This window comes from Corynebacterium sp. CQ3829_602738 (assembly GCF_054478435.1).
The window spans coordinates 1,890,682-1,915,458 of the sequence record NZ_CM137003.1; the positions used below are offsets into that span (position 1 = coordinate 1,890,682).

The 24,777-nt window shown below is 66.6% G+C and carries 23 protein-coding genes and 2 tRNA genes; 9 read left to right on the forward strand and 16 right to left on the reverse strand.

Annotated features, from left to right (window positions below):
- Nucleotides 1-37: 37 nt before the first annotated feature.
- The 6 genes from rpmA to ACX1NL_RS09125 form a co-directional block, all read right to left on the reverse strand.
- Nucleotides 38-382: a 50S ribosomal protein L27 gene (rpmA, locus tag ACX1NL_RS09100; RefSeq protein WP_181888931.1), complete on the reverse strand. Its 345-nt coding sequence runs from the start codon at nucleotides 380-382 to the stop codon at nucleotides 38-40.
- A gap of 21 nt (nucleotides 383-403) precedes the next feature.
- Nucleotides 404-709, reverse strand: coding sequence for a 50S ribosomal protein L21 (gene rplU / locus ACX1NL_RS09105; protein ID WP_181888932.1), 306 nt, complete (start codon nucleotides 707-709; stop codon nucleotides 404-406).
- A 185-nt stretch (nucleotides 710-894) separates the two neighbouring features.
- Nucleotides 895-3,648 (reverse strand): translation initiation factor IF-2 N-terminal domain-containing protein, encoded by a 2,754-nt coding sequence (locus tag ACX1NL_RS09110; RefSeq protein ID WP_458897970.1) that lies wholly within the window; start codon nucleotides 3,646-3,648, stop codon nucleotides 895-897.
- A gap of 172 nt (nucleotides 3,649-3,820) precedes the next feature.
- Nucleotides 3,821-4,378: a TetR family transcriptional regulator gene (locus ACX1NL_RS09115; RefSeq protein ID WP_181888934.1), complete on the reverse strand. Its 558-nt coding sequence runs from the start codon at nucleotides 4,376-4,378 to the stop codon at nucleotides 3,821-3,823.
- A 137-nt stretch (nucleotides 4,379-4,515) separates the two neighbouring features.
- Complete coding sequence (ndk, locus tag ACX1NL_RS09120; RefSeq protein ID WP_034998207.1) at nucleotides 4,516-4,926, reverse strand: nucleoside-diphosphate kinase; 411 nt, start codon at nucleotides 4,924-4,926, stop codon at nucleotides 4,516-4,518.
- A 28-nt stretch (nucleotides 4,927-4,954) separates the two neighbouring features.
- Nucleotides 4,955-5,260, reverse strand: coding sequence for a hypothetical protein (locus tag ACX1NL_RS09125; protein WP_269511183.1), 306 nt, complete (start codon nucleotides 5,258-5,260; stop codon nucleotides 4,955-4,957).
- Between the two features lie 25 nt (nucleotides 5,261-5,285).
- Here ACX1NL_RS09125 and ACX1NL_RS09130 point away from each other — a divergent pair, with 25 nt between their 5' ends.
- The gene (locus ACX1NL_RS09130) at nucleotides 5,286-6,695 is read left to right on the forward strand and encodes an AMP-binding protein (RefSeq protein WP_458897971.1); all 1,410 of its coding nucleotides are present in this window, start codon (nucleotides 5,286-5,288) and stop codon (nucleotides 6,693-6,695) included.
- Here ACX1NL_RS09130 and ACX1NL_RS09135 read toward each other — a convergent pair.
- The 4 genes from ACX1NL_RS09135 to ACX1NL_RS09150 are packed head-to-tail and all read right to left on the reverse strand — an operon-like array spanning nucleotide 6,692 to nucleotide 12,286.
- On the reverse strand, nucleotides 6,692-7,117 hold the full coding sequence (locus ACX1NL_RS09135) for a DUF4233 domain-containing protein (RefSeq protein WP_181888936.1): 426 nt from the start codon (nucleotides 7,115-7,117) through the stop codon (nucleotides 6,692-6,694). The two genes, ACX1NL_RS09130 and ACX1NL_RS09135, sit on opposite strands and share 4 nt — an antisense overlap.
- Nucleotides 7,114-8,607 (reverse strand): bifunctional tetrahydrofolate synthase/dihydrofolate synthase, encoded by a 1,494-nt coding sequence (gene folC / locus ACX1NL_RS09140; protein ID WP_311390145.1) that lies wholly within the window; start codon nucleotides 8,605-8,607, stop codon nucleotides 7,114-7,116. Before folC ends, ACX1NL_RS09135 begins: the two co-directional genes overlap by 4 nt.
- Nucleotides 8,608-11,310 (reverse strand): valine--tRNA ligase, encoded by a 2,703-nt coding sequence (locus ACX1NL_RS09145; RefSeq protein ID WP_458897972.1) that lies wholly within the window; start codon nucleotides 11,308-11,310, stop codon nucleotides 8,608-8,610.
- 22 nt (nucleotides 11,311-11,332) lie between these two features.
- On the reverse strand, nucleotides 11,333-12,286 hold the full coding sequence (locus ACX1NL_RS09150; RefSeq protein WP_458897973.1) for a malate dehydrogenase: 954 nt from the start codon (nucleotides 12,284-12,286) through the stop codon (nucleotides 11,333-11,335).
- A gap of 143 nt (nucleotides 12,287-12,429) precedes the next feature.
- On the opposite strand from ACX1NL_RS09150, the gene ACX1NL_RS09155 reads away from it, so the two are divergent.
- Nucleotides 12,430-13,170 (forward strand): TetR/AcrR family transcriptional regulator, encoded by a 741-nt coding sequence (locus tag ACX1NL_RS09155; RefSeq protein ID WP_311390457.1) that lies wholly within the window; start codon nucleotides 12,430-12,432, stop codon nucleotides 13,168-13,170.
- 10 nt (nucleotides 13,171-13,180) lie between these two features.
- Here ACX1NL_RS09155 and clpX read toward each other — a convergent pair whose 3' ends face one another.
- Complete coding sequence (gene clpX / locus ACX1NL_RS09160; RefSeq protein ID WP_458897974.1) at nucleotides 13,181-14,461, reverse strand: ATP-dependent Clp protease ATP-binding subunit ClpX; 1,281 nt, start codon at nucleotides 14,459-14,461, stop codon at nucleotides 13,181-13,183.
- A gap of 110 nt (nucleotides 14,462-14,571) precedes the next feature.
- Here clpX and ACX1NL_RS09165 point away from each other — a divergent pair, with 110 nt between their 5' ends.
- Both ACX1NL_RS09165 and ACX1NL_RS09170 read left to right on the forward strand, forming a co-directional pair.
- On the forward strand, nucleotides 14,572-15,333 hold the full coding sequence (locus ACX1NL_RS09165) for an alpha/beta fold hydrolase (RefSeq protein ID WP_458897975.1): 762 nt from the start codon (nucleotides 14,572-14,574) through the stop codon (nucleotides 15,331-15,333).
- 75 nt (nucleotides 15,334-15,408) lie between these two features.
- Nucleotides 15,409-16,047, forward strand: coding sequence for a hypothetical protein (locus ACX1NL_RS09170; protein ID WP_239356609.1), 639 nt, complete (start codon nucleotides 15,409-15,411; stop codon nucleotides 16,045-16,047).
- A 62-nt stretch (nucleotides 16,048-16,109) separates the two neighbouring features.
- Here ACX1NL_RS09170 and ACX1NL_RS09175 read toward each other — a convergent pair whose 3' ends face one another.
- The 5 genes from ACX1NL_RS09175 to ACX1NL_RS09195 all read right to left on the reverse strand — a co-directional run bounded on the left by ACX1NL_RS09175 (nucleotide 16,110) and on the right by ACX1NL_RS09195 (nucleotide 19,515).
- On the reverse strand, nucleotides 16,110-16,730 hold the full coding sequence (locus ACX1NL_RS09175; protein WP_181888943.1) for an ATP-dependent Clp protease proteolytic subunit: 621 nt from the start codon (nucleotides 16,728-16,730) through the stop codon (nucleotides 16,110-16,112).
- Between the two features lie 30 nt (nucleotides 16,731-16,760).
- Nucleotides 16,761-17,357 (reverse strand): ATP-dependent Clp protease proteolytic subunit, encoded by a 597-nt coding sequence (locus tag ACX1NL_RS09180; RefSeq protein WP_181888944.1) that lies wholly within the window; start codon nucleotides 17,355-17,357, stop codon nucleotides 16,761-16,763.
- 433 nt (nucleotides 17,358-17,790) lie between these two features.
- Nucleotides 17,791-19,146: a trigger factor gene (gene tig, locus ACX1NL_RS09185; RefSeq protein WP_458897976.1), complete on the reverse strand. Its 1,356-nt coding sequence runs from the start codon at nucleotides 19,144-19,146 to the stop codon at nucleotides 17,791-17,793.
- 79 nt (nucleotides 19,147-19,225) lie between these two features.
- Nucleotides 19,226-19,302: transfer RNA gene (locus ACX1NL_RS09190), tRNA-Pro, on the reverse strand.
- 138 nt (nucleotides 19,303-19,440) lie between these two features.
- A tRNA-Gly gene (locus ACX1NL_RS09195) sits at nucleotides 19,441-19,515 on the reverse strand.
- A gap of 85 nt (nucleotides 19,516-19,600) precedes the next feature.
- Between ACX1NL_RS09195 and ACX1NL_RS09200 the strand changes: the two genes are divergently transcribed.
- The 5 genes from ACX1NL_RS09200 (at nucleotide 19,601) to ACX1NL_RS09220 (ending at nucleotide 24,776) form a co-directional block, all read left to right on the forward strand.
- The gene (locus tag ACX1NL_RS09200) at nucleotides 19,601-20,413 is read left to right on the forward strand and encodes a DUF1542 domain-containing protein (RefSeq protein ID WP_458897977.1); all 813 of its coding nucleotides are present in this window, start codon (nucleotides 19,601-19,603) and stop codon (nucleotides 20,411-20,413) included.
- 60 nt (nucleotides 20,414-20,473) lie between these two features.
- Nucleotides 20,474-21,247 (forward strand): electron transfer flavoprotein subunit beta/FixA family protein, encoded by a 774-nt coding sequence (locus ACX1NL_RS09205; RefSeq protein WP_458897978.1) that lies wholly within the window; start codon nucleotides 20,474-20,476, stop codon nucleotides 21,245-21,247.
- A gap of 9 nt (nucleotides 21,248-21,256) precedes the next feature.
- A complete protein-coding gene (locus ACX1NL_RS09210; RefSeq protein WP_458897979.1) occupies nucleotides 21,257-22,186 on the forward strand; it encodes an electron transfer flavoprotein subunit alpha/FixB family protein in 930 nt (309 codons plus the stop codon).
- Nucleotides 22,186-23,583 carry a cytochrome b/b6 domain-containing protein gene (locus tag ACX1NL_RS09215; RefSeq protein WP_458897980.1) on the forward strand — a complete coding sequence of 466 codons (1,398 nt, stop codon included), beginning with the start codon at nucleotides 22,186-22,188 and terminating at the stop codon, nucleotides 23,581-23,583. The genes ACX1NL_RS09210 and ACX1NL_RS09215 overlap by 1 nt, the downstream gene beginning before the upstream one ends.
- Before the next feature lie 155 nt (nucleotides 23,584-23,738).
- On the forward strand, nucleotides 23,739-24,776 hold the full coding sequence (locus ACX1NL_RS09220) for an HNH endonuclease signature motif containing protein (RefSeq protein ID WP_458897981.1): 1,038 nt from the start codon (nucleotides 23,739-23,741) through the stop codon (nucleotides 24,774-24,776).
- Nucleotide 24,777: the final 1 nt, after the last annotated feature.

The window sequence follows — 24,777 nt, forward strand, 5'->3', positions numbered from 1 at the left end:
TCGGCCCGAATGGACCGGCGGCGCCTACGCTTCGCGGTTACGCGGTGGCGGTTGCCTCTTCGGCGGTGCCTTCGTCGACAACGCCTGCTGCCTCGGCCTGCTCGAGGACCTCGGAAGCGACGCCCTGGCCGTCGGCCGGGACGATGTTGACGATGCGGCGCTTACGCTTGATGCCGAACTGGACGGAGCCTGCGGTCAGTGCGAACAGCGTGTCGTCGCCACCGCGGCCGACGTTGTCGCCCGGGTGGAACTTGGTGCCGCGCTGACGGACGAGGATCTCGCCGGCCTTGACCTGCTGGCCACCGAAGCGCTTCACACCGAGGCGCTTGGACTCAGAGTCACGACCGTTCGAGGAGCTGGATGCACCCTTCTTGTGTGCCATTGTTCAAATTCTCCTATGTGTTTACTTGATGCCGGTGATCTTGACGGTGGTCTGCTGCTGGCGGTGGCCCTGGCGGACCTTGTAGCCGGTCTTGTTCTTGTACTTCAGAATGTCGACCTTCTTGCCCTTGCCGTGCTCGACGATCTCTGCGGTCACGTTGACCTTGGACAGTGCGTCTGCGCCGGAGGTGACGTCTGCGCCATCTACGAGAAGGATCGGGGTGAGTTCGACCTTGTCGCCTGCTTCACCCTCAAGCTTCTCGACCTTGACGAGGTCGCCCTCGGCAACCTTGTACTGCTTGCCGCCGGTCTTGACGATCGCGTACATAGAGGGTTACCCCTTATCTCTACTCGCCCGCCCCCTGCATGCTCGGAGGCGGAAATGGAACAGTTTGAGCGTTTCGGGGCCGATGGTGAGCCTGCCGTGCCCGCATGCGTAGGCAACGAGGCGGCACGCCCCGAAACAGCGACTCGGCAAGACTACACCGGCACCTTGCGCTTTACCAAACCGCGTTAGCTGCTGCGGCGTGTGGCGCGCCTGCGTCCGCGCCGCGGGGATGCCTTTGCTTCTCGAGGGGGCTCCGCCTGCCCCTCTTCCTTCTTCGGCCTTTCCTTCTCGGCCGCGCGGGCGTTGGCGGCTGCGGCGGACGTGGCGTTGGACTTGCGCACTGCGCGTCGGCGGCCCCGGCGGCCCGCCGTCGGCTTCTTCTTTTCTGCCGGCTCAACCTTCTTGGCATCCGAGTCGGCTGCTGCTGCGGTGGTCTCCTCGGCGGCATCCGGGTAGTCCTCGCGGCGCGGGCGGTGATCCGAGCGGGAGTTGCCGCGGGTGCGGCGCTTGCGGCGCGGCGAGTTGTCGAACTCGTCCACCGCCTCCTCGAAGCTCTGCTGCGGGGCGTCCTCCTCGCGTGCCGGGCGCTCGTCGCGCTGCTCCTGCGCGTCCGTCTGGTCCGTCCGGTCCGTCTGCGGGCCGCGCCCACGGTTGCCCCCGCGGCGGCCACGGCGGCGCGAGGAACGGCGGCGCGGCTCGGAGCTGTCGTCGTCGGCGCCGGAGTCCGCAGCGTCAGCGGTGTCGCTGTCGTCGCTGAAGATCGAGTTGAGCAGGTTGTCCATCTCGTCTTCGTTGAGGTGCTTGCGCTTGGAGCGGCGCGAACCGCGCGACGGCTGCTCGTCGCGGCCCGAGTCTCGCCCGGTGTCGTGCTCGGTGTCGTGCTCCGCCTCGGCGGGCTTGTTGCGGCCGCGGGAGGAGCGGTGCTCGTCGTCACGCGAACGGCGCTTGGAGCGTTCTTCGCGCCCGCGCTCGGAGTAGGGGTCGTGCTCGACGGGGTCGTCGGAGACGATGATGCCGCGGCCGCCGCAGCACTCGCACTCGGTGGAGAAGGTCTCCAGCAGGCCGTTGCCCAGGCGCTTGCGTGTCATCTGCACCAGGCCCAGGGAGGTGACCTCGGAGACCTGGTGGCGGGTGCGGTCGCGGCCGAGCGCCTCGTTCAGGCGGCGCAGCACGAGCTCCTGGTTTTCGGGCAGGATCATGTCGATGAAGTCGATGATGATCATGCCGCCGATGTCGCGCAGGCGGATCTGGCGCACGATCTCCTCGGCGGCCTCCAGGTTGTTGGAGGTGACCGTCTCCTCCAGCGAGCCGCCGGAGCCGGTGAATTTGCCGGTGTTGACGTCGATGACGGTCATGGCTTCGGTGCGGTCGATAACCAGGGTGCCGCCGGACGGCAGCCACACGGTGCGCGACAGCGCCTTCTGCAGCTGCTCGTCGATGCGGTGGACCTCGAAGGCGTCCTTGCCGTCGTGCTTCGAGCGGTCGAACTTCTCCAGGCGGTCCAGCAGGTCCGGGGCGACGGACTGCACGTAGGCGTGGACGGTGTTCCACGGCTTGCGCCCGTCGACGATGAGCGACGTAAAGTCCTCGTTGAACAGGTCGCGCACGACCTTGACCAGGATGTTCGGCTCCTCGTAGAGGGTGACCGGCTTCGCGCCCTTGGAGCTTTTCTCCTTTTCCGCCTGGTTCTGGATGGCGGTCCACTGGTTGTGCAGGCGATTCACGTCAGCCGCGATGGCCTCTTCCGGCACGTTCTCGGCTGCAGTGCGGATGATCGCCCCGCCCTTGCCGGGCACGACGTTGTTCAGGATCTCCTTCAGGCGCTTGCGCTCCGGCGCCGGCAGTTTGCGGGAGATGCCCGCGCTGCGGCCGCCCGGCACGTACACCAGGTAGCGGCCGGCCAGCGAGATCTGGGTGGTCAGGCGCGCGCCCTTGTGGCCGACTGGGTCCTTGGTCACCTGCACCAGCACCTGGTCGCCGGATTTCAGCGCCTGCTCGATGCGGCGCGAACGCCCGCCCAGCCCGGCGGATTTCCAGTCCACCTCGGAGGCGTAGAGCACGCCGTTGCGGCCCTGCCCAATGTCGATGAACGCGGCCTCCATGCTGGACAGCACGTTCTGCACGCGACCGAGGTAGATGTTGCCGATCATGGAGGACTGGCTTTCGGCGGTGACAAAGTGCTCCACCAGCAGCCCGTCCTCGAGCACGCCGACCTGGGTGATCTTGCCGTGGCCGTCGTGGCGGTCGCGCTCGCGCACCACCATGTGACGCTCCACGGACTCGCGGCGCGCCAAAAACTCCGCCTGGCTGACAATGCGGGAGCGTTTGCGCTGCTCCTCACGCTTCTCGGTGCGGCGGCGGCGCTGCGCCTCTAGGCGCGAGGAGCCCTTGATCGCCTTCGGCTCTTCGATGACTTCGGGCTCTTGCTTATCGACGTCCTCCGGCGAAGCCTCGTCGTCAGGCTTGGGCTCCTTCTCCTCGCTCGGGGCAGCCTGGCGGGTGGCGCGGCGGCGCTTGCGCTCCGGGGCCTTGAAGACGGGTGCGCGGTTGGTGGTCTCCTCCGGCACGGGGGTGATCTCCGGCTCAACGTCGGTCAGCGGGCCCTCGCGCAGGTCCGCCTCGACCTTTTCCTCGATCTGGTGGATCTCGTTTTCCACGTCCTTGCGCACGCGCTGGCGGATCTTCTCATCCGCGGCATCGTCGGTGGTCTCGTCGTCGGTGGTGTCGGTGGCGGCGGCGTTCGCGAGGGCGTCGAGAAGCTGCTCGCTCTCAGCGCGCGTCAGCGTGGACTGCGCAACCTTGACCACGCCGAGCTCCGACAGCGCGACGACGAGCTCTTTCGACGGCACGCCGAGGGCCTTCGCCAGGGCGAACACGCGGGTTTTCTCCGCCAGCTGGGAGCGGTCGAACTCGGCGTAAATGTTTTTGTGACCAGCCAATGTGCGTCACTCTCCAATTTTGCTCAGCCGCAACCCGCCGGGGTGGGCCGGGCGCTGGCAAAACGGTGCCGAAGCGGCCGCGCGGCGAACCCCACGGTGCGGTACATGTGAAAGTTTCTTAGCGTCGCGTCGCGGCGCTTGCGCTCCCCATTGTGGCACAGCGGGGCAGTGTTTACTTCTCGGCCAGTCGCAGAAGGTCGGCCACCGCGGCCACGGGGGCGTTCTCGTGGGATTCAGTCAGTGCGGTGCCCACCACGATCTGCAGCACACGCGCGGCGTTGAAATCCACGCCGGCGCGCTGCAGCAGCTGGGAGATGAGCTCCTTCAGTTCGCTGAGGGTGCGGCCGACAAAGTCGCCGACCTCGCCGGTTTCGCGCTGCGCCTCCACAAACGCTGAGATCACGGCGCGCGCCCGCTCCGGCTGGCCGCACGTCACCACCGCGACGGCCGCCTCCGCCAGGTTCACAGGGTCTGTCAACGCCTCACCCTCGGCGGTTGCGCGTTCGAACGCGTCACGGCGGCCCTGCTCCAGCCGTTCGAAGCAGGTAGCCACAAGTTTGTCGCGCGTGGAGTAGTAGTAGCCGATGGATCCCACCGGCACCGACGCCGCCGCAGCGACCTGGCGGTGCGTCACCCCTTTGAGTCCCTCCGAAAGCAGCAGACCGATCGCCGCATCCAGGATCGCAGAGCGCTTCTCCACCGCTCGTGCCTGTTCGCTGCGAGATGCCACCACCATCTCCCTTTCTCACTATGCGGATTACATGCGACTCTATTTATACAACAATTGATCCCGCGTGATTTTAATTCCCCCCGCCCAAGGCGTGAAAAACACCGCAGCCGGGTGGCTGCGGTGTTGGCTACGTGCACTTAGAGGTTCGGGAACCAAATGCCGATCTCGCGCTCGGCGGACTCCGGCGAGTCCGAACCGTGAACGACGTTCTCCGCCACGGACAGGGCGAAGTCGCCGCGGATGGTGCCCGGGGTGGCCTTGGCAACCGGGTCGGTGCCGCCAGCCAGCTGGCGCCACGCCTCGATGGCGCGCTCGCCCTCGACGATGCCGGCGACCAGCGGAGCGGAGGTGATGAAGTCCACCAACTCGCCGAAGAACGGCTTGTCCTTGTGCTCTGCGTAGTGCTTCTCAGCGGTCTCGCGGTCTGCGGTGCGCAGGTCCAGCTCCACCAGCTTCAGGCCCTTGCGCTCGATGCGGGAGATGATGTCGCCGACGTGGCCGTTTGCAACACCGTCGGGCTTGATCAGGATCAGAGTACGTTCAGTCATAGCCCAAAATCTTACCCCAAAGTCGTGGTTAAGCCTCGCGCACGATGCGCGCCGCGTCTTCCGGCGTGGTGTTGCGGAACCACAGCTGCACCTGCTGCACCGCCAGCTGGAAGTTCCCCTCCGCCTTCATGCGGTTGACGGTGGCTCGCTGCTCGTCGTCAAGCTCGGGCGCAATCTCCTCGCGGCGCGTGTATTGCTCGTAGAACCCGAGCACCAAAAACAGCCCGGCGGCGACGATCGCCGCGGTGCCCACCCACCCGGGCAGGGTGGTGTAGACAGTAACCACCGCGACGATGGAGAACACGGCGGCCAGGGCAAAACTCACGATGCGCATGGGCCATACCGTAGCCTTGTTGCCCATGGTGCACAGCTCTCCCCTGCCGGATGTCGCGCTGCCTGATGTTTCGCTCGATCGCCTGGTCCCGCGCAGCGGCCTGCCCGCCGTCACGGAGTACGACACCGGCCGCACCGTCACCTACGACGAGCTGGGCGCACTCGCGGACGCCGCCGCCACCCGCCTGCGTCGCCGCGGCGTGGGGCCGGGAAGCGTCGTTGAGCTGCGCCTGCCCAACTCCATCGACTTCGCGGTCGCCCTGCTCGCCGTTTCGCGCACGGGGGCGGCGGCCTGCCTTGTCGGGCATTCGCTTATCGACGCCGAAGCGTCCCGCCTTGCCACCCTCGCCGGCACCACCCACCGAATCGAGCCGGACGATCTCGCCCCCGGGCCCGCCGACGCGTTCGCGCCGGCGGACCCGGACTCGGTGGCCGCCATCCCGTTTTCCTCCGGCACCACCGGCCTGCCCAAGGGAGTGGAGCTGACGCATCACTCGATTACCGCCAACGCGGTGCAATTCAACGCGGCGCTGGCCGCCAGCGGCATCGGCGCGGGCACCCGCGTGGCCGCTCCCCTGCCGTTTTCCCACATCTACGGGCTGAACACGCTGCTGCTGTCGTCGCTGGCCGCGGGCCGGCACGTGTTCACCGCCGCGCGCTTCGACCTCGCCGAGTTCGCGCGCGCCCACCGCGAGTACGCCATCGAGCTGAGCTTCATCGCTCCGCCGATCGCGCTGGCGCTGGCGAACTCGCCTGCCATCGACCCGGCCGATTTCGCCGCCTGCGCCCACATGGTCTGCGGCGCCGCCCCCTTGGACGAGGCGCTGGCGCGCCGCGTGGAGGACCGCCTCGGCACGGTCATGCTGCAGGGCTACGGCACCACCGAGTCCTCGCCGGTGACCCATGTCGGCATCGCCGGCAGATCCAACCCGGGCACCATCGGCTTCGCCATCCCCAACACCGAATTCCGCGTGGTGGACTTAGGCACCGGCGCTGAACTTCCCGACGGCCACGACGGCGAGCTGCACGTCCGCGGCCCCCAGGTCATGCGCGGCTACCTGCACAACCCAGAGGCCACCCGCAACGCCATCGTCGGCGGCTGGCTGCGCACCGGCGACATCGCGCGGGTGAACCCGGACGCCACGGTCACGGTCGTGGACCGCGCCAAAGACGTGTTCAAGTACCACGGGTTCCAGATCGCCCCGGCCGAGCTCGAGGCGCTCATGCTCACGCACCCGCAGATCGATGATGTGGCTGTGGCCGAGCGCGGCGGCGTGCCGAAGGCTTTCGTCGTAAAGCAAGGGCTTTTAGATGAGGCGCAATTGATGGAGTGGGTTGCGGCGCGCGTGACCGCCTACAAAAAGGTGCGCGCCGTGGCGTTCGTGGAGGCGATCCCCCGCAACGCCGCCGGCAAAATTTTGCGCAAGGACCTTTAAGTGCCCAAGTGCTGGGTGGTGAGGTAGCCGCCGCGCATGCGCTGGACAATCTCGGAGCGCATGCGGATGACGAAGTACCAGACGATGCCGAAGATGATGCCCACGGCCGTAACGGACCAGTGGATGAAGAAGCCGAAGATCAGCGGGATCTGCAGCGCCAGGTCGATCCACAGCGCGGCCGGCTTCTTCTGGAAGAACGCCATCACCACATGCGCCAGTCCGATGACGGTGACGTAGACCCAGTTGAAGGTGGTCCAGTGCTCGCCGCCGTCGACTTTCAGGATGACGGTGAGGATGAGCAGGACCGTGATGGCCTCCATGATCAGCGTGCCGGCGAGCACGCCGGTCAGCCCCGACATCGGGTCCTTGACGGGCGCCTTGCCGGGGCCGAGCGGGCCCATCTGCTGCTTTTTGGGTGTCATTGCGGGTCCTTTCCAAACATGGCGCGGGCCTCGCCGGCGGTGACCACCGAGCCGGTGATAATCACGCCGGAGCCGGACTGCACGCCCACCTCAGCGAGCGCTTCTTCGGCCAGCTCCACGGCGAGCTCGTAGGCGGACGGCAGGTGCTCCTCGACGTGCACGCGCTCGTCGCCGAAAACCTCGCGGGCGGTTTCGGCCAGTTCGTAGGCGTCCGTGGCGCGCGGGGAGCTGTTCTGCGTGATCACGACCTCGGTGAGCACGGGCTCGAGCGCCTCCATGATGCCCCGGGCGTCCTTGTCGCCCAAGATGCCCAGCACGCCGATCAGGCGCGTGAAGTCGAAGTCGCGCTCCAGCGCCGCCGCGAGCGCCTGGGCGCCGTGCGGGTTGTGGGTGGCGTCGATGAAGGTGGTCGGGGTGGCGCGCACGCGCTCCAGCCGGCCCGGCGAGGTGGTGGCGGCGAAGCCCTCGCGCACGGTGTCCGCGTCGAGCGTGCGTTCCGACGACGCGCCGAGGAACGCCTCCACCGCCGCCAGCGCCACCGAAGCGTTGTGGGCCTGGTGCGGGCCGGACAGCGGGAGGAACACCTCCGGGTACTCGCCGGACAGGCCCTTCAGCGTGAGCGTCTGCCCGCCCACGGCCACCTCGGAGGCGGCCACGCCGAACTCCTGGCCGAAGCGGGCCACCGGCGCGCCGATTTCCACGGTGCGCTCCAGGATCACGCGCATCGCGTCCGGGTCCTGCTGGCCGATCACGGCCACGGCATCCGCGCTGCGGATAATCCCGGCCTTCTCGCCGGCGATCTCCCCGATCGTGTCGCCCAGGTAGGCGGTGTGGTCCAGGCCGACGGGCATGATCACGTCCACGTCCGCGTCGACCACGTTTGTGGCGTCCCAGGTGCCGCCCATGCCGACTTCGACCACGGCGACGTCGACAGGCGCATCCGCAAACGCGGCGAACGCGAGGCCCACCATGACCTCGAAGTAGCTCATGGGCACACCGGTGCGCTCGTCCACCATCTGGATGTACGGCTCGATCTCGCGGTAGATGCGCACGAAATCCGCCGGGTGGATCGGCTCGCCGTCGATGCCGATGCGCTCGGTGACGGACTGCAGGTGCGGGCTGGTCGTGCGGCCCACGCGGTTGCCAAACGAGCGCAGCAGCGACTCCACCATCCGCACCGTGGACGTTTTGCCGTTGGTGCCGGCGATGTGGATGACCTTGAAGGACTTCTGCGGCTCGCCGAGAAAGTCCATGAGCAGCTCGATGCGCTCCAGCGACGGATCGATGTCCGTCTCCGGCCAGCGGGCGGTGAGCTCCGCTTCCACCTGCGCGAGCGCGACGAGGTCTTCCTCGCTCACGCCGCGCGGGGCGAGCGCGTCGGTGTCGTTGCCCTCCCCCGGCGCGCCGAGGTTGAGCGTCAGGCCAGTGTCGGTCTGCTGGATGTCGTACTGCTCCGGAAGTTCGGGCAGCTCGAAATCGTTGTCTGCCACTTAGGCCTCCGGCAGCTGTTCCAGGCGTGCGGTGACGCGCTCGAACTCTTCCTGCGCGACCTGCTGGCGGACCTTGATCTTCTCCACAACCTGCTCCGGCGCGTTGGCCAGGAACTGCTCGTTGGCGAGCTTGCCGCCTGTGGTGTCCAGCTCCTTCTGCGCCGCGGCGAGCTCCTTTTCCAGGCGCTTGCGCTCCGCGGCGACATCCACGGTGCCGGAGGTGTCCAGCGCGACGTCGAGGTTGGCTTGGCTCAGGCGCATTTCAATGCTTGCCGACGCACTAAAGTCCTCCCCCGGCTCCTCCACCCTGGCAATCTGGCGGACCACGTCTTCGAGCTCCGCCAGGTCCGCGGACGCGAAGTCCACGCGCGCCGGCACCTTCTGCGAGGGCTTGACGCCCTGGTCGGAGCGGAAGCGGCGCAGCTCGGTGATGAGCTTGATCGCGTCCTCGACGCGGGTGCGGGCCTTCGTGTCGGTCTCGGCGCCGCTGTTGGTGTCGTCCGCGGTCGGCCACGGCGCGATGGTGACGGTCTCCTCGCCGGTGAGCGCCTTCCACAGCACCTCGGTGACAAACGGCATGGTGGGGTGCAAAAGGCGCAGCACGACGTCGAGGACGCGGCCGAGCACGACCTTGGTGGTTTCCCCCTGCTCGCTCTCGCCGTCCCGTGGAATCTGGGTCTTGGCGATCTCCAGGTACCAGTCGCACAACTCGTCCCACGCGAAGTGGTAGAGCAGCTCGTTGGCCTTGGCAAACTGGTAGTCATCCAGGTAGGCGTCCACCTTGGCGCGGACTTCCTCAGCGCGGTCCAGGATCCAGCGGTCCGCGTCCGTGAGCGTCTCGCGGGCCGGCAACTCGCCGACGTGCGCGCCGTTCATCAGCGCGAACTTGGTGGCGTTGAACAGCTTGGTAGCGAAGTTGCGGGCGGCGGTGGCGTGGTCGTCGCCGATCGGCAGGTCCACGCCAGGGTTCGCACCGCGGGCCAGGGCGAAGCGCAGCGCGTCCGCGCCGTACTGCTCCACCCAGTCCATCGGGTCGATGCCGTTGCCCAGGGACTTGGACATCTTGCGGCCCTTTTCGTCGCGCACCAGGCCGTGCAGGTACAGGTGCTCGAATGGGATCTGCGGGCGGCCGTCTACGCCCTCCCCCAGGATCTCCGGGGTTTCCTGGCCAGCGAAGGTGCCGAACATCATCATGCGCGCCACCCAGAAGAACAGGATGTCGTACGCGGTGACCAGCACCGTGGTGGGGAAGAACTTCTCCAGCTCCGGGGTCTTCTCCGGCCAGCCCATGGTGGAAAACGGCCACAGGGCGGACGAGAACCAGGTGTCCAGCACGTCCGGGTCCTGCTCGTAGCCTGCCGGCGGCTCCTCGTCTGGGCCGACGCAGACGACGTCGCGGTTGCCATTTTCGTCCTCCGGGCCGTACCAGATCGGGATGCGGTGGCCCCACCACAGCTGGCGCGAGATCGTCCAGTCGTGCATGTTGTCCACCCAGTCGAAGTAGCGCTTCTCCATGGATTCCGGGTGGATCTTGGTGTCGCCTTCGCGCACCGCGTCGCCGGACATCTTCGCCAACTCGTCGACCTTGACAAACCACTGCAGGGACAACCGCGGCTCAATCGGCTCGCCGGAGCGCTCCGAGTGGCCCACGGAGTGCACGTACGGGCGCACCTCCTTGACAATGCGGCCCTGCTCCGCCAGCGCCTCGCGCACGGCCACGCGGGCGTCCTCGCGCGTCATGCCGTCGAAGCGGGTGCCGGTATCGGCGATGCGGCCCTTCTCGTCCATGATGATCGGCATGTCCAGGTTGTGGCGCAGGCCCATCTCGTAGTCGTTCGGGTCGTGCGCCGGGGTGATCTTCACGGCACCCGTGCCCAGTTCCATGTCCACGTAGTCGTCGGCGATGACCTCAATTTGCAGGTCGTCGCGCAGCGGGTGCGGGAAAACCTGGCCGATCAGGTCGGCGTAGCGCTCGTCGTCGGGGTGGACGGCGATCGCGACGTCGCCAAGCATTGTTTCCACACGGGTGGTGGCCACGACCAGGTGCGGCTCGTCGTCGTTCAGCGAGCCGTAGCGGATGGAGACGAACTCGCCCTCGACGTCCTTGTACACCACCTCGATGTCGGAGACGGCCGTTTCCAGCACCGGCGACCAGTTGACCAGGCGGTAGTCGCGGTAGACCAGGCCGCGGTCGTAGAGCTGCTTGAAGATGGTCTGCACGGCGCGCGACAGGCCGTCGTCAAGCGTGAAGCGCTCCCGCGACCAATCCACCGAGTCGCCGATGGCGCGCATCTGCGTGGTGATCGTGCCGCCGTACTGCTCCTTCCACTCCCACACGCGCTCGATGAACTCCTCGCGCCCGTAGTCGTAGCGGTCCTTGCCCTCTTCCGCCTTGAGCTTGGCTTCCACCTTGGTCTGGGTGGCGATGCCCGCGTGGTCCATGCCCGGCAGCCACAGCACCTCGTAGCCCTGCATGCGCTTGCGGCGCACCAGGGAATCCATCAGGGTGTGGTCGAGGGCGTGGCCCATGTGCAGCTGGCCGGTCACGTTCGGCGGCGGCAGCACGATCGAGTACGCGGGCTTGTCCGAGGCCGGGTCCGCCGTGAAGTAACCGGCGTCTACCCAACCTTCGTACAGGTCGCGTTCGTGGGCGCTGGGTTCCCACGACTTGGGCAGGTCGTTCGCAAGATCGTTCTGAGTCACGCGCCCTATCTTAACCAGCGCCCTAAAACAGCTTGTCGGCGATGGCGGCTTCCTCACGCAGGGCCTCGATGTTGGCGTCGATGCGGGTCCTTTGGTCGTCGGAAAGCTCGAGCCCCTCGACGAGACGCCAGCTGCCGTCACTTACGGCCGGGAAGCCGAAGACCAGGCCTTCGTCCACGCCGTATTCGCCTGTCGACGGCAACGCCACCGTCGCCCACCGCTCCCCGGTGCCCTGCACCCAATCGCGCATGTGGTCCACGGACGCCGACGCCGCGGAGGCGGCCGAGGACTTGCCGCGCACGTCGATGATCTCGGCGCCGCGCTTGGCCACGCGCGGGATGAACTCGCCGGTGTACCACTCGCGGTCCACCTCCACCGGCTTACCGTCCGCGGTGGCGTAGGTGATGTCCGGGAACTGGGTGTCGGAGTGGTTGCCCCACACCACGAGGCGCTCAATGCTTCTCGACGGGCACCCCACGCGGTCCGCCAACATCGATTGCGCCCGGTTGTGGTCCAGGCGCATCAGCGCGTTGAAGCGGTCCTTGGGCACGTCGGGCGCTGCCTTGGAGGCGATGTAGGCGTTGGTGTTGGCCGGGTTGCCCACCACCAGCACGCGGACGTTGTCCGCCGCACCGTTATTGATGGCCTCGCCCTGGCCGATGAAGATCTTCCCGTTAGCGGCGAGCATGTCCGCCCGCGACTCGCCCTTGCCGCGCGGCTTCGCGCCCACCAAAAACGCGGCCTCGGCGCCGTCGAAAGCCTTCGTCGCGTCGTCGGTGACCTCGATGGAGTTGACCAGCGGCAGCGCAGAATCGGCGAGCTCCATCGCCGTGCCCTCGGCGGCGCGCACGGCGTCCGGGATCTCCAGCAGGGTCAGGTCCACCGGCTCGTCGCCGAACACGTCGCCGGCGGCGATGCGCCACAACAGGGAGTAGGCGATGTTTCCCGCAGCGCCCGTGACCACAATCTTTGTCATGTGTCTTACTCCTTCGATCGAAACGTTTGTGTGTTGCCTCACAGTAACCTACCCCCAGCCGGGGCAGAAATTCAGCGCTATGCGTCCGGGAGCGGACATCTAGTGCACGATTGAGGGGTATTTCGAGCAGAAAGGGGACGGACGTGACCGACGTTGTCGACGACGCAACTTCCGGCGCGCCCTCCCCCGACGCGGTGGTCCGCGCAGCGCTGGGGGCATTCGCCCGCAAAGGATACTCCGGCGTGAAGGTGGAAACGCTGGCCAAGAAAACCGGCATGACCAAACGCATGATCCACTACCACTTCGGCGACAAGCGCGGCCTCTACCACGCCACCTTGCGCCTCGCGCTGGAGCAGCTGACCCCGCCGGAGAACATCCTCAACCGCTCCCACGCCGTGCCGGTGGAAGGCATGCGGCGTTTCGTCGACGCGCTCTACCACGCGTTTTTGCACAACCCGGACGCCACCCGCCTGGTGCTGCGCGAAAACCTGGACCCAGAAGTTAAGGCGGAGGACGCGTCAATGCTCGCCGGCGTGCGCGAGGTGAGCCTGCACGCCGAACGGCTCCTCCTCGCCGGCCAGGACGCCGGCGCCTTCCGCCCCGGCATCACCGCAGTTGACCTGCTCGCCCTGATTTCCTCGCTGTGCTTCTACCGTGTCGGCAACGCCGCCACCGCCAAGCACGTCTTCGGCGTGGACGCGGAAAGCCGCCGCAACGTCGACGGCATGCGCCGCATGGTCATCGACGCCGTGCTGGCGTTTTTGACCTCCAACATCTCGTACTCCGGCTACGAGTCCTACCTGGAGGCCGCCCCGGCACCCGCCGAGGACGCGGAGCCGGACGAGCTATTCGATATCTACGGCGACGAAGGCTGGATCGTCTAATGGCCCGTCGTTAAGCAGACTGCTTTTCTTCGGCCTCGATGTACTTCGGCTCCTCCGTGCCGAGCGCCACAGCCTCGTCGACGACAACCTCGGCGACGTTCTCGCGGTCCGGCAGCTCGTACATGATGGGCACGAGCAGCTCCTCCATGATCGCGCGCAGGCCGCGGGCGCCGGTCTTGCGCTCCGCCGCCTTATCGGCGATCACGCCGAGCGCCCCGTCGGTGACGGTCAGCTCCGCGCCGTCCATGGCGAACAGGCGCTGGTACTGCTTGACCAGCGAGTTCTTCGGCTCCGTAAGCACGCGCTTCATCGAATCACGGTCTAGGTCGTTCACGTGCGCGAGGATGGGCAGGCGGCCGATGAACTCGGGGATCAGGCCGAACTTGACCAAATCGCCCGGCTGCACCTGGGCCAGCAGGTCCGCCTCGTCGCGCTGCTCCTTCGAGTCGATCTCCGCGCCGAAGCCGATGCCCTTCTTGCCCACGCGCTCCGCGACCACCTTGTCCAGGCCAGCGAAAGCACCTGCCACGATGAACAGGATGTTCGTGGTGTCCACCTGGATGAACTCCTGGTTCGGGTGCTTGCGCCCGCCCTGCGGCGGCACGGACGCGGTGGTGCCCTCCAGAATCTTCAGCAGGGCCTGCTGCACACCCTCGCCGGAGACGTCGCGGGTAATGGACGGGTTCTCGGACTTTCGCGAGATCTTGTCCACCTCATCGACGTAGATGATGCCGTGCTGGGCGCGGTTGACGTCGAAATCCGCCGCCTGCAAAAGCTTCAGCAGGATGTTCTCCACGTCTTCGCCGACGTAGCCGGCTTCGGTGAGGCTGGTGGCGTCCGCGATGGCGAACGGGACGTTGAGCATGCGCGCCAGCGTTTGCGCCAGGTAGGTCTTGCCGGAGCCGGTGGGGCCGAGCAGGAGGATGTTGGACTTGGCGATCTCCACGTCCTCGTCGCGCTTGCGGCTGGACACGTTGGACGTCTCGGCCTTGATGCGCTTGTAGTGGTTGTACACCGCCACAGCCAGGGTCTTCTTCGCGGTGTCCTGTCCGATGACGTACTCGTCCAAAAACGCCGTGATCTCGCTCGGGCGCGGCAGGCGGTCCGGGTCGTCCGCGTCCTGGGATTTCTGCGCGCCGGCGAGCTCTTCCTCAATGATCTCGTTGCACAGCTCGATGCACTCGTCGCAGATGTAGACGCCGCCGCCGGCGATGAGCTTGCGCACCTGCTGCTGGCTCTTCCCACAGAAAGAGCACTTGAGCAGGTTCGCGCTGTCGTGCGTAGTTGCCATATGCGCCTATCTACTCCCGTCTTCGGTCAATCCCCACCGAGTGTAATGCTTGCGTCAAACCGTACCCGCCGCGCCGACACAACTGTCGCGCGCGTGCGAAAATGGGGCCCATGACGTTTCTTCACACGCAAGAATTCGGCACCCCCAACGGCGAAGCGGTGGTGCTGCTCAGCTCCATCGCCACCACCTCTGACGCGTGGTCCGAGGTCATCCCCGCGCTTTCCGGCTACCGCGTGATCACCGTCGACCACCGCGGCCACGGCGGCTCCGGCGTGCCCTCCGAGCGCCCCACGGAGGTGGGCACGCTCGGCCGCGACGTCCTCGCCGCACTCGACGAGCTCGGCGTGGAGCGCTTCAGCGTCGTCGGCGTCTCCCTCGGCGGCGCGATCGCGCAGTGGCTCGCCGCGAACAGCGGCTGCGTGGACAAGGCCGTCTTCGCCGCCACCGCCACCTTCCTCGGCGGTGAGGAGGCATGGGAGCAAAAGATAAACACCGCGCTTCACGACGGCACCTCCGGCCTGACCCCCACACTGATGGGCAACTGGTTCACAGAATCTTTCCGCGCGGAGCACCCGGAGGTGGTGCAGCGCGTGGCAGACATGATCGACTCCGTCGACGACGAGGGCTACGCCCACAACGGAACCGCGCTCGCCACCTGGGATTTCGCCGGCGAGCTGGGGAAGATCACCTGTCCGGTGCTCACCATCGCGGGCGCGTCCGACCCGACCTGCCCGCCCGAGAAGCTTGCCGAGATCGCCGACGGCGTGGCCGGCCCGTCCCAATCCGTGGTGGTGGACCCGGCCGCCCACCAAGTGGCCATAGAGAACCCGGAAGAATTCAACACCGCACTGACGCGGTTCCTTGGAAGCTAATCCGCTAGCCTGTACACGTTAAACAATCGTGCCCACCGGTGCCCCAACGCTGAGCACCCTGAAAGGAACCGATCCGTGAATCGCAGCCGCACACTTTCTGCCTTCGCCGCAGCCGCCCTCGTCGCGTCGCTGCTGACCGGTTGCTCGGACTCCGGCGCGGACGCAGAGCCCCTGGCGGAGCCCACGCTGGACTTCCCGCAGACCAGCACCACCGCCACCCCGACGCCGACGCCCACCGAGGACGACGAGGATGAGGAAACCACCACCTCCACGTCCACCACGGCGAAGAAGTCCTCGTCGAGCTCGTCTTCGTCGACCAAGTCGTCCACGCGCACCTCAACGAAGTCCAGCTCCAAGCGCTCGGAGTCGCGCAGCTCCAACGACTCCAACAACGCGGCGCGTGAGCCGGAGCCGGTGCGCGAAACCATCGTCGACGACCGCCCCGGCGCCACCTGCGCCTGGCCCACCCAGGGTGCGGCGTCCGGCAACCAGGAGTACAGCACCTTCTGCGACCGCGAATGGGCCCGCACCGTCACCTCCGACGGCCAGGACTACTACTGGGCCGCCAAGGGCCAGGGCTGGGTCTCCGTCGACCCCGTCACCACCGACGATGGCGGCATCTGCTGGGCGCGCGAAGACTTCGAAACTGCGCCGGAGGCCATCCGCAACGCCGTGGCATTCTGCGACCCGGCATCCGGGGAGGAAGCGGAGTAACCGGAGGTCGTCGCAAAGCAAAACGCGCCCGGAAGTGAACCGGGCGCGTTTTCTCTGTGCACTTAGCCGTTGAGCTTGCGGTAATCAAAGACCTGGTCGATGATCCCGTACTCCACGGCCTCAGAGGCGGTGAGGATCTTGTCGCGGTCCGTATCAATGCGGACCTGCTCCGACGTGCGGCCAGTGTGGTGCGCGAGCGTGTCCTCCATGAGGCGGCGCATACGCTCGATCTCCGCGGCCTGAATCTCCAGGTCAGACACCTGACCTTGGGTGCCCTGGGTCGCCGGCTGGTGGATCAGCACGCGCGAGTTCGGCAGCGCGGCGCGCTTGCCCGGCGCACCCGCGGCGAGGATCACCGCGGCCGCAGAAGCGGCCTGACCGAGGCAGACAGTCTGCACGTCCGGGCGGACGTACTGCATCGTGTCGTAGATAGCCATAAGCGCGGTAAAGGAACCGCCCGGGGAGTTGATGTACATGGTGATGTCGCGGTCCGGGTCCTGGGACTCCAGCACCAGAAGCTGCGCCATGATGTCGTTCGCCGACGTGTCATCCACCTGGGTGCCCAGGAAGACGATGCGCTCCTCGAACAGCTTGCCGTACGGGTCGATCTGCTTCGTGCCGAAGCTCGTTTCCTCCAAAAACTGCGGCAGCACGTAGCGGGAGTTGGGCATCTGGAAAGTCATAGTGGGTGTCTCCTTAATTCCTCGTGTGCCTTAGTTCTCGCCGATGGAGTGCTCGCCGGCTTGGGCTGCGTTCTCGATGACGTGGTCCACGATGCCGTACTCCTTCGCCTGCATAGCGTTGAACCAGCGATCACGGTCCGAATCCTTCGTGATCTGCTCAAAGGTCTGGCCCGTGTGCTCCGCGATGAGCTGCGCCATCTCGCGCTTCGTCTCCGCGAACTGCTCCGCCTGAATAGCGATGTCGGCTGCCGTGCCGCCGACGCCTGCGGACGGCTGGTGCATCATAATGCGCGCGTGCGGCAGGGCGTAACGCTTGCCCTTCGTGCCGCCCGAGAGCAGGAACTGGCCCATCGACGCCGCCAGGCCCATGCCGTAGGTGGCGATGTCGCACGGGGAGTACTTCATCGTGTCGTAAATCGCCATACCGGCGGTGACGGAGCCGCCCGGCGAGTTGATGTAGAGGTTGATGTCGCGCGTCGGATCCTCCGCCGACAGCAGCAGAATCTGGGCGCAGAGCTTATTGGCGATCTCGTCGTCCACCTGCTGGCCCAGGAAAATAATGCGCTCCCGGAGGAGACGCTCATAAACGGAGTCTCCCAGGTTCATGCCTTGGGTCGGGGAAGTCATAACAGACGCTCCTTTGCTAGTTCATCCGGTAACGCCACTACCCTACTCGCGAGGTCCTGTATCTCCGAGCCTGTTCGCTACCGGCGTACGGGGCGGAAGTTTGGGGCCGGTTCGGACCGGTTTTGGGGTGGCCGGCGGCCGGTTCCTGACAGATTACGGCGGGCGTTTGCGGCGACCTGGGGCTATCGTGGCCGCCTGACAGATTCCGCCGCGAAGTGTCGGGGCCGGGGTCCCCCAGGGAGATTTGTTCACTGCGGCGTGAATCAACCGGGTTCCGGGATTTATGCCACCTGGGGAAAGTGAACAAACCATCCGACCAAAACGGAATTCATTCACCGGCACGGTCCGTGGGAGTGAACAAATCTGGCGAAGGAGCCCAGAAAACGCGAAAGCGGCCGGGGCAACACCATGCCCCGGCCGCTAAGAGAACGGCTTAGTTCTCGTCGGACTCTTCAGCCTCGTCCTCTTCGATCTCGCCGAAGTACTCGTTCGGGTCGACCTTGTTGCCGGCCTCGTCCTCGACCTGGGTGCGGGAGATGGCGATGGCCAGCGCCTTGCCACGGCGCACGTCGGAGAACAGGTTGGCAATCTGGCCGGACTGCTGCAGCTGAGCCACAAACTGGTTCGGGTCCATGCCGTAGGACTGCGCGGTGAACAGGATGTGGTCGGTCAGCTCCTGCTGGGAGACCTCCGGCTGCTCCTGCTCTGCCACAGCGTCGAGGAACAGCTGGGTGCGCACGGACTCTTCGGCCTGCTCGCGGGACTGCTTGTCAAACTCCTCGCGGGTCGTGCCCTGCGCCTCGAGCAGCTGGGCGAACGCGTTCTCGTCGTGCGCCATCTGGCCCAGCAGCTGGTGGAGCTGGTTGTGCACCTGCTCGTCCACCACGGACTCCGGCAGGGCAAACGTGGACTCTGCCAGGGCGACCTTGAGCACCTCGTCGCGGATGTCCGCGGCCTGCTTGGCCTTGGCGTTCTCCTCAACCTGCTCGCGGGTGGAGTTGCGCAGCTCCTCGACGGTGTCGAACTCGGACGCCATCTGCGCGAAGTCGTCGTCGAGCTCCGGCAGCTTGCGCTCCTTGGTCTGCTGGACGGTGACCTTCACGGTGGCCTTCTCGCCCTTGTGCTCGCCGTACTGGATCTCGGACTCGAACTCTGCGTCCTCGCCGGTTTTCAGACCGCGCAGCGCGGTGTCCAGGCCCTTCATCAGGTCGTCGGCGCCGACGCGGTAGGTCAGGCCCTCGGCGGAAGCATCGTCGAGCTTCTCGCCGTCGACGGTGGCCTCGAGGTCGATGATGGCGTAGTCGTCGGTCTTCAGCTTGCGCTTGGTGTCCTTGAGCTCACCAAAGCGTTCACGGAGGGTGTCCAGCTCGGCGTCGACTGCTTCGTCGTCAAGCTTGAGCTCCGGAACCTTCACGGAGATCTTGGAGAAGTCCGGCACCTCGATCTCCGGGCGCACGTCGACCTCGGCGGTGAACTCGACGACGTCGTTGTCCTCGATCTTGGTGATCTCGATCTCCGGCTGGCCGAGCGGGTTGATCTCGTTTTCCGCCAGGGCCTGCTCGTAGCGGGTCGGCAGCATGTCGTTGACGACCTGCTCCAGGATCGGGCCGCGGCCGAAGCGAGCGTCGATGAGCTGGCGCGGAGCCTTGCCACGACGGAAGCCCGGGATGTTGACCTGCTGGGCGATGGCCTTGTAGGCCTGGTCAATCTCCTTGCCCAGCTCGTCGAACGGCACGCTGACGTTGAGCTTCACGCGGGTGTCGCTGAGCTTGTCGACGGAAGTCTTCACGGATTTCTCCTGTACTAGATCGAAACAACGTTTGTCAGATGTTTATATGTGGCGGGCCCGCGAAACCACGGGCCCGCCTTGGTCGGGGCGACAGGATTTGAACCTGCGACCCCCTGCTCCCAAAGCAGGTGCGCTACCAAGCTGCGCCACGCCCCGTTGCGGTGAAACCGCACGGTATGAACCACATTCGTTGAACGTGTGTAGTTCAGGACAGTCATTGTAGCGGTGCTTCAATCACCGTCCGCATTGAGGGCACAAAAACACCGGCCCCGCAACCGGAACCGGTGTCATGTGTGGAGGGAATGACGGGAATCGAACCCGCGTCTTCAGCTTGGAAGGCTGAGGTATTAGCCACTATACGACATTCCCAGGCGCCGAAATCTGCAGCGCTGTGCGGAACTTTAGCGCAGGCGTATGCGTTGAACCAAACACGAACGAAATTTTAGGAGGAGTCATGTTCACCCTGTTGCTCATTTTCTTGATGATCGGCGCGTTGGTGGTGTTGTCGAGTATGAGCGGGCAGCGGCAGATGCCCCAGTCGCGGCGCCAGGTGGCAAGGCAGCAGCAGCTGACTTTCGACGACGCGTACGCCGACGCCAAGCGGTGGACCGACCGCTTGGGCTCGCAGGTGCTGAACCTCTCCGGCAACGACACCGCCTCGCAGCAGGCGATGGCCGATGCCTCCGAGCGCTTCAACGCGGCATCCGCCGGGCTGAGCGAGGCGCGTTCTGTCAAGCAAGCGATGCTCGCGCGCGAGTCCGCGCTGGAGGGCCTGCACTACGTCAACGCGGCCCGCGAGATCATGGGGCTTCCCGCCGGCCCGCAGCTGCCGGAGCTGGAGGGCCAGCGCCAGGCAGGTCGCGTGACCGAGCAGCGCACCGTCACGCAGGAGGACGGCACGCAGGTCATGGCGTCGCCGCACGCCACCACGCAGACGCCGCACTACTACCCCGGCGGCGCCGTCGCGGGCCGCCCGGTGCCGGCCGGCTGGTACTCCACCGCGTGGTGGGGCCCGGCGATGATGACCGGTGTATGGGCCGCAAGCTCCATGATGTTCTACTCCACCATGTTCGCCGGGATGGCCGGTGTGGCCTCGGCGGAGGCGTTTGAGGCCGGCGGGCTTGGCGACGGCATGGACGGCGCCGGTATGGAAGGCATGGACGGCGCCGGCGACATGGGTGACATGGGCGATGCCGGCGGCGACTTCGGGGGCTTCGGCGGGTTCGGCGACGGCGGCGGCTTCGACTTCGGGGGATTCGACTTTTAGCCGTGCGTTACACTGCACAGCGATCGCGAACCCCAGAAAGCTCAAGAGCAAGGAGTGGCCGTGCGCATTGCTGTGCTGCTGAAAGAAGTGCCGGACACGTACAGTGACCGCGAAATGAACCTGGAGACGGGTTTGACGGACCGCTCCGGCGACGTCGTCGCCGACGAGGTCAGCGAGCGCGCCGTCGAGGCCGCGCTGCGCATCGCCGAGGCCGGCGAGAACGTCGAGGTTGAGATCTTGAGCGTCGGCCCGGAGTCCTCCGCCGACTCGGTGCGCCGCGGCATCGCCATGGGCGCTTCTGAGGCCTACATCGTCTCGGACGACGCGCTCGCGGGCGCGGATGCGACGTTGACTGGTGAGGTGTTGGCGGAGCTCGTCGAGAAGCAGGGCTACGACCTCGTCATCGCGGGCGCCGAGTCTTCCGACGGCGGCACCGGCGTGATCGCCCCCTTCATGGCCGAGCTTTTGGACTGGCCGGTGCTGACCAACCTCACCGAGCTCACGCTCGAGGGCGAGACCGTGCGCGCCACCCAGGCCTCCGACGCCGCCACCGTCGAATTGCAAGCGCAGCTGCCGGCCGTGGTGTCCGTCGCCGACGAGTTCGCGGACCCGCGCTACCCCAACTTCAAGGGGCTGATGGCCGCGAAGAAGAAGGAGCTGCGCACCGTCACCCTCGCCGAGCTCGGCGTGGACCCGGAGGATTTCACGCACCCGCGCGCCATCATGACCAGCATCGAGCGCCGCCCGGAGCGCGAGCGCGGCGAAATCATCGACGGCAATTCCACCGCCGCCGCCCGCCTGGTGGACTTCCTCGAATCCAAGAACCTCATTTAAGGAGCAGCCATGACCCAGATTCTTGTTGTCCCGGACCGCTCCTTCGACGGCTCGGTCAGCCCCGTTGCGGCCGAGCTCATCGGCGCCGCGTCCGCCGTCGGCACCCCGGTGGTGCTGGCGTCAGACCGCGCGCACGCAGAGGAGTTGGGTGCGCTCGGCGCCGCGGTGGTGCTGGTGTCCAACGCCCCGCTTATCGACGCAGCTACCGCCGCCTTCGACGAACTCTTCCCAGCAGCCGTCCTGTTCGCCCACACCGTGCGCGGGCGCGAAGCCGCCGGCCGGTTCGCCGCACGCACAGGCAGGGCGCTGCTCACCGACGCGGTGTCTGTGAGCCGCGACGACCAGGGCATTGTCACCGAGCACCAGAACTTCGGCGGCGTCTACACCGCTTCTGCCGCGGCGACGCACTCCGCGCCGGTGATCACCCTGCGCAAGGGTGCGGTGGAAACGCGTGCGGAGGCGGCCACGCCTGAGGTGCGCGAGTTGGAGGTGGCGCCGACGGGACGTCGAGAGGCAGAAGTGCTCTCCGTGACCCCCGTCGAGCGCACCTCCGACCGCCCCGACCTGCTCACCGCCGACAAGGTCGTAGCAGGCGGCGTGTCCTTGGGCGACGAGGACATGTTCGAAGACCTCGTCGGCGGGCTCGCCGACGCCCTCGGGGCCGCCATCGGCGCCACCCGCTCCGCCGTCGACGAAGGCCAGGTGCCGTACGAGGCGCAGATCGGCCAGACCGGCGTGATGGTCAGTCCGAAGCTCTACATCGGCGTCGGCATCTCCGGCGCGGTGCAGCACCTGGTGGGTATGCAGACCGCCGACACCATCGTGGCGATCAACTCCGACGAGGACGCCCCGATCTTCGACATCGCCGACTTCGGCATCATCGGCGACCTGTTCGACCTGGTGCCGGACATCATCTCCGAGATTGAGGCGCGCAAGTAATGCAGGTAGAACTCCGCCGAGGACTGCCGCGCGTTCCAGGCGGCGAGCCGTGGCCGCCGGCCGGCACCGTCGACGTTGCCGACGCGCCGGTCGAGGACGCTGCTGCTGACGTTGCACCCGTTGCCGACGCGGCCGAGGCCGCCGATGTGGCGCTGCGCCGCGGCCTTCCGCGCGTGCCGGGCGGCGAGCCGTGGCCGCCCGCTGGAACGGTGCGCGTCGCGGCGCCCGCTGCCGCCGCTGGTGCCGCTGCCGCCGCAGAAGCTGCCGACGTTGCCGAGCCGGCGCACACCGTCGAGGTGCCGCTGCGCCAGGGCCTGCCGCGCGTCGAGGGCGGCGAACCGTGGCCGCCGGCCGGCACCGTGCGCGTCGCCGCGCCGGAGCCGGTTGCGGAGCCCGAGCCACAGCCCGAGACCGCGGCAGCGCCTGCGGCGACGGTGGTCGACGACGCGGTGGCCAAAACAGCACCCGCGCCGGCCCCGAAACCGACCCCGCAGCCGGCACCCGCGCAGGCGACGGCGGGGAAACCGGAGAGCGTCGTAAGGCAATGGCTCCCATGGGCGATCGGTGCGCTGCTGCTGCTCGCCGCGGCCGTGTTCGGCGCGCGCTGGTACGTGGGCACCGAGGCCGGCGCCGACTTCATCGCCCGCTACAACGGCATCCAGCCGCTGCCGGACAACGCCCCCACCGGGCTGCCCGGCTGGCTGAACTGGGCGCACTTCTTCAACATGTTCCTGATGGCGCTGATCATCAAAACAGGCATTGACGTGCGCCGCGAGAAACGCCCCGCCGCCTACTGGCAGCCGAAGAAGGGCGGCAAAAAGATCTCGGTGACGCTCTGGCTGCACCAGCTTCTCGACGTCGCGTGGGTCGTCCTCGGCGTGGTGTTCTTCGTGCTTCTGTTCACCACCGGCCAATGGATGCGCATCGTGCCCACCAGCTGGGACGCGATCCCGCACGCGGTGTCGGCGGGCCTGCAGTACCTGTCGCTGGACTGGCCGACGGAAAACCCCTGGCTGTACTACAACGCGCTGCAGGAGCTGTCGTACTTCGTCACCGTTTTTATCGCCTCGCCGCTGGCCATCGTGTCTGGTTTCCGCATGAGCAGCATGTGGCCGGCGTCGTGGAAGGCGGTGCCGGTGTCGTGGGCGCGCGCGGTGCACTTCCCCACCATGATTTACTTCGTGGCGTTTGTGGTGGTGCACGTGTTCCTCGTGCTCACCACCGGCCTGCGCGGCAACATGAACGCGATGTTCGCCGCGCGCGAGGACGCCACCAGCTGGATCGGTGTGGTGTTGTTCCTGGTCGCGGCGGGTGTGACGGCGTTGGGCTGGTTCTTCGCGCGCGCCTCGGTGGTCGCGCCTGTGGCGGGCAAGACCGGCAAGGTGTCCAAGCGCTAAAACTTTGCAACGTATACCGCGGTGGCGTGCTTGCGCCACCGCGTTTTGCGTTTCTGTGGACAACTGTGTTGCGGCGTCAACAACCGGCGGGGGTTATCCACAGATTTTGATTTGGGTCTTGTTTGGTGTTGTGTGGCCGCCATAGCTTTCAGGCCATGAACTTCACCGACTTTGTTTCCGCAGGCGTTTCCGTCCTCGCCGACTTCGACCGCGATGTAGCCATGGCCGCCGGCCTGTCGTCTGGCCGGGTCCGCGACTTGGCGCGGGTGCACCACACCTACTTTGGTCCGACCCAATTCACCCGCAAACAACGTGACGCCCTCGCCGCCGCCGAGGGTTTACCTATCGACCAGCTCGTGCACATCGAGAAGAAACTCCTCGCCGTCGAAGGGGCAGCCGAACGCTGGCGCATTAGGTTGGATTTGGTGCGCCACCGCGGCTCCTACCGGGCGTTGACCAAGCGCATCAAACGGTTGATCAAACAACCCGTCAAACCCGCCCCACCCTCGTGTAAGTTTTCCCGCTCGAAAGCGGGCATGCGCACCATGATCCTGACCTACAACGAGCGCGACCTCGCAGATTTGGAGCACCTGCTGCGCAAACTCATCGACGCAGACGACCCCGCCGCCGCCCAAATGGCCCACACCCTTATCGGGATCCTGCGCGACGGCAAAGGCATACCGAAGGCGAACTTCCGGCCGATCATCCTGGTGCCGATCGCCGACTGGGCCCGCATCCAATCAGGCCACGCAGACGAGGTCACGCTGATCTGCACCGACGGCACCACCATGACCGGTGCCGAATACATGGAGCACGAATTTGGCGACATACTCGAAGTCGCCGCGTTCCACCCCCAGGAAGGACCCGTCAACCTGTACTACGGTAAGCGCTGCGCCAACGTCAAGCAGAAGGTCATGTCGAAGCTGCTTTGCCCGTCGTGCGCGTTTCCCGACTGCAAACACTCCGCAGAGACCACCCAAACCCACCACATCAACGCGTGGCGCTACGGGGGAATGAGCAACATGGACAACCTCGCCGAACTCTGCCCCTTCCACAACGGGGTCAACGCCGACAACCGCAACGGCCCGTTCGGCTACATCGACAACCCGAACGCCCGCATCCACTGGGTCGCGCCCAACGGCACGAAAGTCCCGATGACTACCCCGGGCGCGATGGAACTGCTCTTCGGCTAAC